The 14,315-nt window shown below is 54.7% G+C and carries 13 protein-coding genes; 9 read left to right on the forward strand and 4 right to left on the reverse strand.

All coding sequences use genetic code 11. From position 1 onward, the window contains the following. Positions 1 to 161 precede the first annotated feature (161 nt). The 7 genes from COO92_RS09595 (at position 162) to purH (ending at position 8,051) form a co-directional block, all read left to right on the forward strand. Positions 162 to 1,175 carry an MraY family glycosyltransferase gene (locus COO92_RS09595; RefSeq protein WP_101301790.1) on the forward strand — a complete coding sequence of 338 codons (1,014 nt, stop codon included), beginning with the start codon at positions 162 to 164 and terminating at the stop codon, positions 1,173 to 1,175. Positions 1,176 to 1,307: 132 nt separating this feature from the next. Then, complete coding sequence (locus COO92_RS09600) at positions 1,308 to 3,299, forward strand: polysaccharide biosynthesis protein (RefSeq protein WP_101301636.1); 1,992 nt, start codon at positions 1,308 to 1,310, stop codon at positions 3,297 to 3,299. A 199-nt stretch (positions 3,300 to 3,498) separates the two neighbouring features. Further along, complete coding sequence (gene hglS / locus COO92_RS09605; protein ID WP_101301637.1) at positions 3,499 to 4,905, forward strand: 2-oxoadipate dioxygenase/decarboxylase HglS; 1,407 nt, start codon at positions 3,499 to 3,501, stop codon at positions 4,903 to 4,905. Between the two features lie 168 nt (positions 4,906 to 5,073). Next, complete coding sequence (locus tag COO92_RS09610; RefSeq protein WP_101301638.1) at positions 5,074 to 5,397, forward strand: ArsR/SmtB family transcription factor; 324 nt, start codon at positions 5,074 to 5,076, stop codon at positions 5,395 to 5,397. Beyond that, on the forward strand, positions 5,394 to 5,807 hold the full coding sequence (locus COO92_RS09615) for an SRPBCC family protein (protein ID WP_101301640.1): 414 nt from the start codon (positions 5,394 to 5,396) through the stop codon (positions 5,805 to 5,807). Before COO92_RS09610 ends, COO92_RS09615 begins: the two co-directional genes overlap by 4 nt. A 27-nt stretch (positions 5,808 to 5,834) precedes the next feature. After that, complete coding sequence (locus COO92_RS09620; protein WP_101301641.1) at positions 5,835 to 6,200, forward strand: DoxX family protein; 366 nt, start codon at positions 5,835 to 5,837, stop codon at positions 6,198 to 6,200. Positions 6,201 to 6,473: 273 nt separating this feature from the next. Then, positions 6,474 to 8,051 (forward strand): bifunctional phosphoribosylaminoimidazolecarboxamide formyltransferase/IMP cyclohydrolase, encoded by a 1,578-nt coding sequence (purH, locus tag COO92_RS09625; RefSeq protein ID WP_101301642.1) that lies wholly within the window; start codon positions 6,474 to 6,476, stop codon positions 8,049 to 8,051. A 97-nt stretch (positions 8,052 to 8,148) separates the two neighbouring features. On the opposite strand, the gene COO92_RS09630 is transcribed toward purH, so the two are convergent. Together COO92_RS09630 and COO92_RS09635 are read right to left on the reverse strand one after the other, a co-directional pair. Beyond that, the gene (locus COO92_RS09630) at positions 8,149 to 9,603 is read right to left on the reverse strand and encodes a heme biosynthesis protein HemY (RefSeq protein WP_101301644.1); all 1,455 of its coding nucleotides are present in this window, start codon (positions 9,601 to 9,603) and stop codon (positions 8,149 to 8,151) included. Further along, positions 9,600 to 10,751 carry a COG4223 family protein gene (locus COO92_RS09635; RefSeq protein WP_240626389.1) on the reverse strand — a complete coding sequence of 384 codons (1,152 nt, stop codon included), beginning with the start codon at positions 10,749 to 10,751 and terminating at the stop codon, positions 9,600 to 9,602. The genes COO92_RS09630 and COO92_RS09635 overlap by 4 nt, the downstream gene beginning before the upstream one ends. Between COO92_RS09635 and COO92_RS22260 the strand changes: the two genes are divergently transcribed. After that, on the forward strand, positions 10,744 to 11,184 hold the full coding sequence (locus tag COO92_RS22260) for a hypothetical protein (protein ID WP_240626390.1): 441 nt from the start codon (positions 10,744 to 10,746) through the stop codon (positions 11,182 to 11,184). The two genes, COO92_RS09635 and COO92_RS22260, sit on opposite strands and share 8 nt — an antisense overlap. Positions 11,185 to 11,189: 5 nt before the next feature. Here COO92_RS22260 and COO92_RS09640 read toward each other — a convergent pair whose 3' ends face one another. Beyond that, a complete protein-coding gene (locus COO92_RS09640) occupies positions 11,190 to 11,918 on the reverse strand; it encodes a uroporphyrinogen-III synthase (protein WP_101301646.1) in 729 nt (242 codons plus the stop codon). Positions 11,919 to 11,941: 23 nt separating this feature from the next. Next, positions 11,942 to 12,886 (reverse strand): hydroxymethylbilane synthase, encoded by a 945-nt coding sequence (hemC, locus tag COO92_RS09645; RefSeq protein WP_101301648.1) that lies wholly within the window; start codon positions 12,884 to 12,886, stop codon positions 11,942 to 11,944. Positions 12,887 to 13,231: 345 nt separating this feature from the next. On the opposite strand from hemC, the gene tsaD reads away from it, so the two are divergent. Next, positions 13,232 to 14,290 (forward strand): tRNA (adenosine(37)-N6)-threonylcarbamoyltransferase complex transferase subunit TsaD, encoded by a 1,059-nt coding sequence (tsaD, locus tag COO92_RS09650; RefSeq protein WP_101301649.1) that lies wholly within the window; start codon positions 13,232 to 13,234, stop codon positions 14,288 to 14,290. Positions 14,291 to 14,315 lie beyond the last annotated feature (25 nt).

Below are 14,315 nucleotides of genomic sequence, written 5' to 3' on the forward strand. Positions count from 1 at the left end.
CATGGCTGACCTGCCAATCACCACGATGCCGGGTTGAAAAGCCTTGCGATGGGGGCTGTCCCCGGCTACTCCAGACGCAACAATCTGCTGATGGCCTGCCGGTCGTAACCCACGGGCAAACCATGGGCCAATCAGGACCGAAACAAGGGATCACCCAAACGATGACGTTTGCCGGACTTGCGACCTTTTCCAGTATTTTTCTGATCGGTGCCATGTTGTTGACGTGGGCGGTGCTGGTGTATTTGCGGCGCAAGGCGATTTTGGACATGCCCAACCACCGGTCCAGTCATGCCGTGCCGACCCCGCGTGGCGGTGGGTTGGCGGTGACCCCGCTTTTGATAGTTCTGGTGGCAGTGGTGTTTATTCATACCGGGGTGCGCGATATTGGTCCCTGGTTGATGCTTGCCGCCGGGGTCGGACTTGGCGTTTTAAGCTGGCTTGATGACCGGCATGATTTATCCGCAGCGATACGGTTTGCCTGTCAGTTTGTGGCGGTGATCATTGGTGTCTTTGCCATTGATAAGCCGGTTCTGGGCGGGCTTGTGCCGGTTTGGTTTGATCATGTTTTGGTGGTGCTGGCGTGGGTCTGGTTTATCAATCTGTTTAATTTCATGGACGGGATTGATGGCATTACCGGGGTTGAGGCCGGGTCGATCGGGCTTGGTGTGTTTATCCTCGCCTTGTTGATCCCGTTGCCGCAGTTCATCGGGCTTGGCTATATCGGGCTTGGTGTCACATCGATCATGGCCGGGTTTTTGATCTGGAACTGGCATCCGGCCCGGTTGTTTTTGGGCGATGTTGGATCAATTCCGCTTGGCTTTATTCTGGGTTGGGTTCTGTTGGAGCTGGCGGCCGAAGGGGCGTGGGCGGTCGCGCTTATCTTGCCGTCATATTACCTGTTTGATGCGACCATAACCTTAATCAAGCGTGCACTTCGCCGCGAAAAAGTCTGGCAAGCGCATCGTGAGCATTTTTATCAACAGGCGACCCAGCGCGGGCTTAAACATTCGACCGTCTCGGCGATGATCGGGATTACCAATCTGGTGTTGATTGCGGTGTGTTTTACCGAGTTTGATACGCCGGGCTGGATGCGGGTTGTGGCAGCCGCCATGGTGGTGTTTGGGCTGGTGGGCATGATGTTGCGCATGCCGGTCAAAGACCGCGCGCAACCGTAAGCAAAAACAGGCACGTGCGGAGTGCTTGACTTGTTTTCAGGTGGGCGCGAAAAGAAAGGCTTATCCGTCTTCGGGTGAAGCGGGTATCCTTTAAAAACAGATAAAAACAGAAAATTGCCGGTAAGGGACCGCATGTCGCGCATTTTACAGCGAAGCCATATTGCCTTTGGTCATGACATTGTCATGGCCGCACTTTCTTTCCCGCTGGCATTGTATTTGCGGGTTGGCGAGGGCGTGCAGTTTTATGCCTTTGACAATATCCTGTTTTCAGCCGGTGTGTTTACCCTGATTGCGGCGGCATCCTTCTGGTTTTTTGGACTTTATCGCGGTATCTGGCGCTATGCGTCGCTCAATGATCTCACACGGATTGCCAAGGCGGTCAGCGTTGCTGTGGCGGCCTTGTTTGTTATCTTGTTCCTGACCACCCGTCTGGACTGGATTCCGCGTTCTGCCCCGCTTATTCAGTGGTTTTTGTTGATGGCGTTGCTGGGTGGGTCGCGGTTGGCCTATCGCATCGCCAAGGATAAATCGACTGCGCGTGCGCTGGTGCGTCAAGGTACGCGGCGTCTTTCGGTTCTGTTGATCGGGGCAGGCGACGAAGCAGAAGCCTTTATCCGCGAAACACAACGGTCTGCCGACACCCCGTTCAAGGTGATCGGGATTGTCGCGCTGACGGAAAGCCGTGTCGGACGCAATATGCACAATATTGATGTGCTGGCGACGGTTGATCAGCTTGAAGAAACCATTCAGAAACTTGAAAAATCGCGCCATGGTGTGCCGCGCCGTTTGGTTTTGACCGGTGATGCGCTGCGTCATCCTGACAATGCCAAATGGCTTGAGATTGCCGACCGATATGGCATGACGTTTGCGCGGTTGCCAAAATTGGGGGATTTGCGCGAAGGCCTTGCCGATCCGCTGCAAATCCGCCCGGTGGCGATTGAGGATTTGCTGGGCCGTCCGCAGGCGCGTCTGGATCGTGACCGTGTCCGTGACATGATTGGTGGCAGGCGCGTGCTTGTTACCGGTGCGGGCGGATCGATTGGGTCCGAACTGGTGCGCCAGATTGCCTCTTATGGTCCGGCGAGCCTGACACTGGTCGATGCCGGGGAATATAATCTCTATGCCATTGATATGGAAATGGCGGAAAAATACCCGGACTTGCCACGTGAAAGCGTTCTGGGGGATGTTCGGGATCGCACACGGATTGATACAGTTTTTGATGACGTCAAACCGGAAATTGTTTTCCATGCGGCGGCGTATAAGCATGTGCCGCTGGTCGAGCATAATCCCAACGAAGGTATCCTGACCAATACACTGGGGACGCGCAATGTGGCCGAGGCCTGCCGGGCGGCCAATGTTGCGACGATGGTTTTGATTTCAACCGATAAGGCGGTTAATCCGGCTAATGTCATGGGCGCGTCCAAGCGGCTGGCGGAATGTTATTGTCAGGCGCTTGAAACCTTGCCCGATGATCAGCGCAGCATCACGCGGTTTGTCACCGTGCGGTTTGGCAATGTGTTGGGGTCGACCGGATCGGTTGTGCCGCTGTTTAAGCGCCAGCTTGAAGCCGGGGGGCCCTTGACCGTGACGCATGAGGGCATCACACGTTACTTCATGACCATTGCCGAGGCGGTGGAGCTTGTCCTGCAATCGGCTGAACTTGGCCGTCGCGGTGTGACAGAAGGCGGTAAAATCTTTGTTCTCGATATGGGGCGCCCGGTCAAAATCGTTGATCTTGCACGCCAGATGATCTTGCTGTCGGGCTTGCAGCCGGGCAAAGACGTCGAGATCAAGGTCACCGGCCTGCGCCCGGGTGAAAAGCTTTATGAAGAACTGTTCCACGATTCTGAGCCGCCTGAACCAACCGAGACGGACGGTGTGATGTTGGCCGCCCCACGGGTTGTTGATTATGATCTGATCAAACAGGTGTTTGAAGCGCTTGAAACCAGTGCAACCAGTCGTGATACCCACGCCACTTTGGCGTTGATCAGTCAGTTGGTGCCGGAATTCCAGCCACCCGAGATCGGGGTTAAATCGATCTTTGCCGATAACGCCAAAGCCGTAACAGGTCCGTCTGCCGAGGATGGCAGCGATCTGGATCAGGCCGCGGGAAGATCGGCCTAGTCGTCTTTCCAGTGACACCATTTTCCATTTTTGGGATGCCTCATAAGAGTTCATTCTTATTGCGAATGAACTCGTGCGGAATTGTCGTTTGTCAGGGGTGTTTTACGCCAATATCTTGCGCCCAGAATGACAAACAGGAATGACCTTGTTGCGAAGGCATTCCGAAATTCCAGTCCGTTCCCGTTCTTTGGAGGCTCCCATGTCGGCAGATGCTTTGGTCCATCCCGATGAAATTCGTTCGATGTTTTCCAGCGCCATGTCGGACATGTACCGTGCCGAAGTGCCGCAATATGGCACCCTCCTTGAACTGGTCGCAGACAAGAATGACGAGACACTTAAAGCCGACCACGCACTGCATGACAGCCTGACCGGCAATGATGAATTGGACCGGCTGGATGTGGAACGCCATGGTGCGATCCGGTTGGGCAAGGCCGAAGAACTGTTTACCATGCGCCGTCTGTTTGCGGTGATGGGCATGCATCCGGTGGGTTATTATGATTTGTCAGTGGCGGGTGTGCCGGTTCATTCGACGGCGTTTCGTCCGATTGATGACGCGGCACTGCGGCGCAATCCGTTTCGGGTTTTCACATCCCTTTTGCGGCTTGAGCTGATCGAAGATGAAAACCTGCGCCATGACGCCCAGCAGATTTTGGCGGCGCGCGATATTTTCACCGCCGATGTCATCAAGCTGATTTATCTGGCGGAAAAGAATGGCGGGTTGACGCAGGTGCAGGCCGAACAGTTTGTGACCCAGGCGCTTGAAACATTCCGCTGGCACAGTGATGCGACGGTGTCGCTGAACTCATACCAAAAAATGCATGATGCCCACCGTTTGATTGCCGATGTTGTGTGTTTCAAAGGGCCGCATATCAATCATCTGACACCGCGCACATTGGATATTGATGCGGTTCAGAAAACCATGCCCGAACGGGGCATTTCACCCAAGGCGGTTGTCGAAGGTCCACCGACCCGAAAATGCCCGATCCTTCTGCGCCAAACCAGTTTCAAGGCGCTGGAAGAACAGGTCTATTTCGTGGGCGACACCCCAAAAGGCACACCGGGAACCCATACCGCCCGTTTTGGCGAGATTGAGCAGCGCGGCGTTGCCCTGACGGCGAAGGGGCGGGCGCTCTATGACACGCTTTTGGCATCCGTCCGGCAGGCTGTTCAGATCAATGCCGGTGGATCAAATGCGCGCGATTACGAAACCGAGCTTTGCGAACGGTTCGTTGCCTTCCCCGATGATTATGAAACGCTTCGGGTCGAAGGATTGGCTTTCTTTAAATACAGCCCGACCAAGGACGGTTTGGATGCCGCGCGCAATGGCAAATTGGCGGGAACAGCCCATGAGTTGGTTGATCAAGGATATCTGCGTGCGGACCCGATCATTTATGAGGATTTCCTGCCCGTGAGTGCGGCTGGTATTTTCCAGTCGAATCTTGGTGGAGATGCGCAGAAAAATTATCAGACCCATTCCAATCAGGATGAGTTTGAACAGGCGCTTGGGGCATCGGTTCGTGATGAGCTGGCACTTTATGCGAAAACCCAGCAGGTTTCTATTGACCGTGCATTCGATGCATTGGGGCTTAAGAAAAGCGTTGCTTGATTAGGGTTGGCGTATCGAGCCGATTGGTGCGGGCACGTACATTAAAGGTTCACGGCATTTCCTGAGTTTGGAAGGTGGATACGGCACGCATTGTCGTGTCATCTTTTTCGTTGACCAATTCATACCCCAATGGATATATGTTGATTCATAGTCATTGGGGTATGGGTTATGTCAGACACGCACACGATCCTTTTCAAAACGCTTTCCGACCCAACGCGACGGGCAATTTTTGAGCGTTTATGCCGAGAAGGGGACAAAACTGTCGGGGCACTGACAGAGCATGCGGGTGTCTCGCAACCGGTTGTCTCAAAACACCTTCGTATTTTAAAGCAGGCAGGCTTGGTCAGCGGCCTACATGAAGGCCGCCAAACCCATTACAGCGCACAGCCTGATGCGTTATCCCCCCTCAGGGACTGGACCGCGCAAATGGCTGAGTTCTGGGAGGGCCGTTTCGATGCGCTTGAAAACCTGCTCAAACGGATTGATCAATGAAAAATACCACACCGGAAACCCGCTCTGTCGTTGTTGAACGGGAACTTGCCTTTCCGCCTGAGAAAATATGGCGTGCTCTTACGCAGCCGCATCTCATCGCAGAATGGTTGCTGCAAAATGACTTCACGCCAGTTTTGAATCACAAATTCAAACTCAGTGCCAGTTGGGGTGAAATTGACTGTCAGGTTCTGACGATCGAGCCTGAAAAAACACTCACATACACATGGCAGGCAGATGGGTTGGAAAGTGTTGTGACCTGGACATTGTCGCCTTCTGCCAGTGGAACGCTTCTGCGTATGGAGCAAACAGGGTTCAATCCAGAGAAACAAAAGCTGGCATATTTTGGTGCCAAAAGCGGGTGGCCACGCTTCTTTGGTCAGTTGGAACAATTACTGTCGCAAATCGATTAAATTTATCCCACGCCTGAGGAGCTTACGATGAACATTTTTTTGTGGATTTTGCAGGCTTTACTCGCCGTGCATACAGGTATTGGTGCGGTTTGGAAGTTTTCAAATTCCGAACAAAACATTCCATCTCTGAGTGCTATTCCTCATGCGGTATGGATGGGGCTGATTGGCGTTGAACTGCTTTGTGCGGTTGGGTTGATCCTGCCTGCAATCAATAAGCAATTTGCCATTCTCGTGCCTGTCGCGGCCTTGGGTATTGCAGCAGAGATGCTCCTCTTTTCCGGGATGCATTTGCGATCAGGTGTAGAGCAGAATGGGCCGATGTTTTATTGGCTGGTTGTGGCGGCCATATGTGGATTTCTTGCCTATGCCAGAACGTCACTCTCACCGCTTTAGAGCCGCGGTATCAAATAGAGCTATTTTGCTGAAAGCCGCCATGCAAGAATTCGGGGTCCACTTTTTGCGCTGCACATGCTAAAGGTCCGCGCGAAACATGGTTCGGACTCATTGATCATGTGTCGGCCCGGGTTTCTGCCAAAAGGCCGGTTCGCCCGCAATTGATACCATCGGTATGCACGAGCAGCCATACAGCACGGTATCGCATCGGGCCGATATATCATCAATGGGTCCGCGACCTTCATCACATATTGATGCATGAAAGCGAACCCAATGACTGCTCGTATTGCGCGCGCGCTTATTTCCGTTTCCGACAAGACCGGTCTGGTCGAATTTGCCAAATCCCTTCATGAACAGGGTGTTGAAATCCTGTCGACCGGTGGCTCTGCCAAGGCGATTGAAGCGGCCGGTATCCCGGTTAAGGAAGTTGCCGATCACACCGGTTTTCCTGAAATCATGGATGGTCGTGTCAAAACGCTTCATCCGAAAATTCATGGCGGCCTTCTGGGCCGTCGTCCGCTTGCCAGCCATATGCAGGCAATGAAAGACAACGACATTGCGCCGATCGATCTGGTGTGTGTGAACCTTTATCCGTTCGAAGAAACCGTCGCCAAGGGTGCCGATTTCGATACCTGCATCGAAAACATCGACATTGGCGGACCAAGCATGATCCGTTCGGCAGCCAAGAACCATGAGTCGGTGACGGTTGTTGTCGATCCAGGCGACTATGACCGCGTCGTTGCCGAAATGAACGACAATGCCGGTGCCACGACGGCGGAAACCCGCCGTGTTCTGGCCGCCAAGGCATTTGCCCGCACGGGTGCCTATGACTCGGCGATTTCAAGCTGGTTTGCCGGTGAACTGGGTGAAACCTTCCCGCAGCGTTTGAATGTTTCGGCCGAACTGAAGCAAACCCTTCGTTACGGCGAAAACCCGCATCAGCAGGCCGCGTTTTACACCAATGGTAAAAACCGTCCGGGTGTTTCGACCGCGACCCAGCTTCAGGGCAAGGAACTGTCGTTTAATAACCTGAACGACACCGATGCCGCGTTTGAACTGGTGTCCGAATTTGATGAAAAACCGGCTGTTGCCATCATCAAGCACGCCAACCCGTGTGGTGTGGCAGAGGGCGAAAGCCTGATTGATGCTTATCACAAGGCGCTGTCATGTGATCCGGTGTCGGCTTTTGGTGGTATCATTGCGGTCAACCGGACCCTTGATAAAGCCACGGCCGAAGAAATCGCCAAGCTGTTTGCCGAAGTGGTGATTTGCCCGGATGCGGATGATGCCGCCCGTGAAGTTCTGTCGTCCAAGAAGAACCTGCGTGTTCTTATTACCGGTGGCATGGCCGATCCGGAAGGCGAAGACATGACGCTGCGTTCGCTGGCGGGTGGGTATCTGCTTCAGAACCGTGATGCGGGTCGGGTCAAACGTGACGAGCTTAAAGTCGTTACCAAGCGCACGCCGTCCGAGGCCGAGCTTAATGACCTTCTGTTTGCCTTCCGCGTTGGCAAACACGTCAAATCAAATGCGATTGTGTATGTTAAAGACGGCAAGACCGTTGGCGTTGGTGCGGGGCAGATGAGCCGCGTTGACAGTTCGCGTATTGCCGCGTGGAAAGCCGAAGAAGCCAGCAAAAATGCAGGCGAAGATGTCGTGCGGACCAAGGGGTCGGTCGTGTCATCTGATGCATTCTTCCCGTTTGCCGATGGTCTTCTGGCAGCGGTCAAAGCCGGTGCGACGGCGGTGATCCAGCCGGGTGGTTCGATGCGTGACGAAGAAGTCATTGCAGCAGCCGACGAGCACGGTATTGCCATGGTGTTTACCGGCATGCGTCACTTCCGCCACTAAGTGCGACGGTGATTTAGGCATTAAAAAACCCCGGGGTTCGTCCCCGGGGTTTTTGTTTTGATAGGTTTGCTTAGGCTAAATTGACCAATCGGACGTCTTAAAGGGCAGGTTGATTGCCTTTTTGCGGGTTGTTGGCGCCGTTGCCGTCATCATCGTTGCTGTGATCAATGATGGTGGCGCTCTGTCCAATGGCAACCGGGTCCTTTGCGGCGTCCTTTGACGGTGGATTGCCTGCATCGGGCGCGGTTGATGTCGGCGCCTGATGCACGCGAAGGGGGCTTCGCCATTCAACACTGCCAAACGAATGACAGGACGGGCAGGATACCACCCAGCGATCGGTTTCCGCCCCACAGGCCCCACAGCGCCAATCGGGATCCGGGTTGGCGTGGCTTGCCTTAACCAGAAGGTCGCGGGCCTTCGCACCATCCTGCTTTTCACGCAATTCCAGATCGGCCAGCAAACGGTAATGGCGGGCTTCTGTCTTGCGGGTCATCGCCTTTTCAAGGTTGCTGCGCGCCATGCCCCACAGATCGGCCAGAAGGGCGGCCTCGGCCAGAATAATCTGGCTTTCGACATGGTCCGGGTTGGTGGCAGCCAGTTTTTCAACTGATTTGACCTGTGCCAGCGGATCACCGGTCAGCGTTTCAAGATAGATCGCGCCAAGGGCGGCAGACGGCGTTGTGCGCCAGCTGTGCAGGATAACGTCGCGGGCTTTGGCTTCCTGTTTCAGGTCACGATAAAGCCCGGCCAGCAAAACAGCCGCGCCGGTAAAGTCATCTGCCGAGTTCAATGCCTTACGCAGAAGTTTGATGGCTTCGGTATTTTCACCAGACGCGATGGCGTCTTCGGCCTTGGCGGTAATCAGAAGTGCACGACGACGTGTCAGTTCCTTTTCACCAAAAACCTCGGCCTTTTGCGCATCAATCAGCAGGCTAAGCGCCCGGTCCCAACGTTTGGATGTCAGCAGCAAGTCAAACAATGTGACGATCACAGCCGGATTGCGCGGGCGCAGACGGTGTGCGCGTTCGGCGTAATCAAGGGCGTCTTCGCGGTCATTGGTCTTAAGTGATAATTGCAGCAAGCCACGCAGACCAAAGAACGCCGAGTCTGGTTTTTCAAGCATGGCTTCAAACTGGCGCTTGGCCGCATCGTTGTTGCCGTCAAGTTCCGCTGCCTGTGCGGTTAAAAGCCGTGTCAGTGTATCGTCTTCAAGATAACGGTCCACCGCACGGGTATGTTTAAGCGCCTGACGCACATCGCCCGATGCCAGTTCCAGCAACCCCATGGTCAGGGCCTGCTGGCCTTTTTTACGCCGACGACTGCCAAGCAGACGACCGACCCAGCCCGGTGAATTGGCAATGATGGTCCAGCCACGCCAGATCAGAACACATATGGCCGTCAGGGCCAAAAGGGCCAAGGCGACCATGCCAATCGATCCGTCAAAGCGATAACCAAGCCAGACCACCGTCATTCTGCCGGGATTATCAGCAAACCAGACAGTGCAGCCCACCAAGACGGCCGTAATCAGGATAAAGGTCAGCAGGCGGATCATTGGCTATCCTCCGACCCGGTCAGAAGATCAATCGCATGCGCACTAAGCGAGGCGATGGCGCTGTTGAGAATTTGACGATTTTCCGCAGCCGCCAACCAGTCGGCAACCGCGACCGATGCATGGTCACCTTCAACACCCTGAAGGGCGGTAATGGCAGCATCAAGGTCGTCATGCTCAAGCGCGTTTTCAGCCGTTACCAGACGTCCTTCAAGTGATTCCTCGCCTGCCGCATCGACACGGCGGATCGGGATCAGTTTTTTGATGTTGGCCCACGTCGCATCAAGCACGCTGCCCGAATGATCATCGGTGGCGGCCTGAACGGCTTCCTGTGCCATGACCGGGAACGACTGACGCAGTTTTTCGATGGTCGGTGCCCCCTGATCGGCAAGCGGTTTAAGGGTGGCAATCTGTTCAGCGATAAGGGGGTCATCGCCGCTGCTGCGTTCAAGCTGATTCAGGGCGATGATGAAAGGCCCACCGCGCTGCAAAGCATCGCGCAGGATGGTGACGGCCATGGCAATTGCCTGTCCGCGGCTTTCAACCCGAAGGCCAGCCGTTGCGCGGACTTCTTCTTCCATGGTTGACAGGCGTGCGGACATTTCACGCATTTCGTTGGCGACACCGGCAAGTTCGCTTTCGACGCGTGCAAGTTCTTCGATGGGGGCGGTACGGGTTTCAATTTCCGCCATGCGGCGGGCAACTGTGTTGTTCAATGTGCCGCCGCGTTCGCTGTTAAGGCGTTCGCGCAAGGCATCAATTGTGCCTTCAAGCCGCGAAAGGCGTTCGGTCAGTTCCGGATCAACAACAACCGATCCATCCGGCAGGGGGGATGCGCTTGAAACGCTATTTGTATCACCATCAACCGGGGGAAGACTGTCTTCTTCGCTGACCATGCCATCGTCTTTTTCGGCCATGGTTGCGTCTTCATCCGGGGCCGGGATGGTATTGTTCTGATCGTTCTGATCAGTCATTTCCGGCTGACTTGGTGCATTGGTCGCTGTGATTGCACCGTCATCCTTGAACTCTTCGGGGGTTATTTCATCAAGAATAACCGTCGGCACATATTGGCTCAAAACCGGCTCTGCATCGCGCCACCAGATCGCACGAGTCAACCAGCCAGCGGCAATGGCACCGACAATAATGATCACAAACAGCAAAAGTGCCTTGCCGCCCACACCCTTGCGCGAGGCAGCAGAACTGTCGGTTTTGCTGCTTTTGTCACTGGATTGGCTGTTGCGATGGGCCGATGCCGGTTTTATTTCCGGTTTGGCCGTTGCCGATGATGTTACGCCAGGTTTGTCTGTCGGCTTTGATCCCGGCTGGGAGGGCGATTTTGCCGTATCGGGTTTTGCACCAGATTGTGTGTCGGACTTTATGCCGGACTTTGTGCCTGTCTGGGCGTCTGTTTGGGCCGCCGTTGGCTTTGATGCGGGTTTCGCATCCGAACTGGCATTGCCGCTGCTATCGACAGAGATGGTCTCGGTCGATTTCTGGGTGTCGACCGGTTTTGCGGAAGCGTCTGATTTTGGCGTTTCTGGTTTTTTCACGATCGGACCATTGCAGTTTGCGGTTGTTCCATAGCGCAGTTATACGCTGGAAAATGACTGATCTAGTATAGAAAGAAGGTATTCCTGTGTTGGCTTTGATGCAACGTACGTTCTTTGCCATGTAAGGTCGGCAGTTCGCAATTGCACTGCAGGACTGAGACAAATTGCACAGGTATCTGTCAGTTCCCCTTCCAGCTTGTAGCTTTTGACCAGTTTAACAAAGGTTTCGGCTGTGCGGGGAGAGAAAAATAAAACTGCATCAATATGATGCGCTGCGATGGCATCTGAAATCTGTTGTGGCAGGGTCTGGCTGGCGTGGGCGGTATAGACGATTTGGCGGTCAATCTGATACCCGCCGTCGCGCAGGATTTCGCCCAGATCACCTGCCGTCTTGCGCGCTGCGGGATGGAAAAGCGGGCCCATTGCGGGACTAATCCGTTCCCGGATCAACGCGGCGAGATCGTGGATATCGCCATTGGCACTTTCGATCCGGTTAAACCCCATATCAGCGGCCAGACGAGCAGTGGCATCGCCAACACACAAAGCCGTTTGGTAGCGGTCCTGTGACAGACGGGCAAAGGCCCGCAACCCGTTGGCGGATGTAAAAATGAGGGCCTGATACGGGGTCGGGTCAAAAGGCCTGGTTTGTGCGGGAAACTCAATTTCCAACATCGGCGCAGACAGAACCCGGTAGCCACGCGTTTGAAGGGATGCTTCAAGATCGGCGGAATCTGTTTTGGGCCGGGTGTTTAAAACCAGTGGTCCCATTTTCTGTCCCGTTATGTTGTGAGTCAGGCCGAAATAAAGTCCGGACCACCGCGTTGTTTAAGCTCTTCCCCGGCATCTTTTCCCGCGGCAGATGCGGTTGCCATGTCTGGCTGTGCAATATGGCGTTCGGTATCAAGCCGTTCGCTGCCATCCGGGCGCACGATTGAAACCCGCAACCGCATGCTGCCATCCTCATGATACTCGGCAAGGGCGGCAATCGGGGTGCGGCAGGAGCCATCAAGCGCGAACAGGGCAGCACGTTCACCCGCGACACGGATTGCCGACTTTTCGCAATGAAGGGCGGATATCCAGTCTTTGGCCTGTTTGTCATCCTCACGGATGGTGATGCCAATTGCCCCTTGGGCAACTGCGGGCAGCATATCGTCTTCGGCAATTGGGGCGGTGGCAATTTCGGGTTGGCCCAGACGGTTCAAACCAGCCATCGCCAGTAAGGTGGCATCGACCTGTTCTTCGCCAAGTTTGCGAAGCCGGGTCTGTACATTGCCGCGGAATGTGATGACCTTGAGATCGGGATATTTGTTCAGGATCATGGCCTGACGGCGCAGCGACGCCGATCCGATCACGGACCCGGCAGGCATTTCGGCAAAGCTTTTATATTTCAGCGAAATAAATGCATCACGCACATCTTCACGCGGTAAAATCGTCGGCAGGATCATGCCATCAGGCAGGACTGTCGGAACGTCTTTCATGCTGTGAACAGCAAGGTCAATGTCGCCCCCCATCAGGGCATCATCAATTTCCTTGGTAAACAGTCCCTTGCCGCCAATTTCCGACAATGCGCGATCAAGGATCTTGTCGCCAGTTGTCGTAATGACCGTGATGGCGATTGCACCTTCACTGGCAAGTTCGGGATGGGCGGCGGCCAGTTTATCACGGACCTCGTGCGCCTGTGCCAATGCCAAGGGTGAACCACGGGTGCCAATGCGAAGTTTTGCTGTATCTGTCATGACAGGAGTTTTAGTCTTAAAGTTGTTTGAAAACAAGGGGTGCGGCGGTCTGCGTCTTGGTAAAAATCGATTGGTATGACGGTGCTATTATAGTGTCAGAAAATGCGATTTCATTGACGTATGTCGGTCTAGAGAGAGTTTCGACAGTTTTGCGAGGCGTGGGTAAATGGGCGGCGAAACAAACCCTTTAGACTGTCAAAATAGGCCTGAAACGCGATAACTGCATATGGCAAATGCGCCCGTCGGGGGTGGAAAGCAGGTAAAGTTTCCGCTACATCATCCCCAAGCGTAGTATTGTCATCCCAAAGCCGAGGGTTTCGGCGCACCCCTGACCGGATCAAAAGCATGATCGTACTTGGTATCGAAACAAGCTGTGATGAAACGGCCGCTGCTGTTGTAAACGACAAGCGCGAAATTTTGTCCAACCGCGTTTTATCCCAGCTTGATGATCATCGTCCCTATGGCGGCGTGGTGCCCGAAATTGCGGCGCGCGCACATCTTGAGCATCTTGATCGGCTTGTCGCCGAGGCGATGGATGATGCCGGTGTCGAGTTTGATGATCTTGATGCGGTTGCCTGTACGGGCGGACCGGGCCTGATTGGCGGGGTGATGGTCGGGACCATGACCGCCAAGGCCATCGCCTTTGCCGCGCAAAAGCCGTTCATGGCGGTCAATCATCTTGAAGGTCATGCGCTGACCGTGCGGTTGACCGACGATGTTGCCTTTCCCTATTTATTGCTGCTGGTCTCAGGTGGCCATTGTCAGGTTCTGATTGTCGAAGGTGTCGGGCGCTATAAACGGATTGGCACGACGATTGACGATGCGGTCGGCGAAGCCTTTGATAAGACCGCCAAGATGATGGGACTTGGCTATCCCGGTGGTCCAGCGCTTGAAAAAATTGCGGAAAAGGGCAACCCGAACCGGTTTGGCCTGCCGCGGCCCTTACGTGGTCGTCCGGGGTGTGATTTTTCATTCTCCGGGCTTAAGACGGCGGTTCGCAATTACATGGACGGTTTCCCGGTTGAACAGCAAACCGAGGACGTCAAAGCCGACCTTGCGGCATCCTTTCAACGTGCGGTGGGCGATACCCTGATTGATCGGGCGCGCAACGCTGTATTCGAATTCATGCAAGATTACCCGGCGGGTAACACGCTTGTTCTGGCCGGTGGGGTTGCGGCGAATAAATATCTGCGTGGGCGTTTGACCGAGCTTACCGATCAGGCGGGCATGAAGCTGGTTGCGCCACCCCTTGATCTTTGTACCGATAATGCCGCCATGATTGCATGGGCCGGGCTGGAACGGTTCCGTCTGGGCGAACGTGATGATCTTGATTTCAAGCCACGCCCGCGCTGGCCGCTGGACCCCGAAGCCCCCAAGCGCCCCGGTGCCGGGGTTAAGGCATAAATCGATTCGATTAAAAACGACCTCA

The organism is Thalassospira lohafexi (genome assembly GCF_002844275.1).
GTDB lineage: Bacteria > Pseudomonadota > Alphaproteobacteria > Rhodospirillales > Thalassospiraceae > Thalassospira > Thalassospira lohafexi.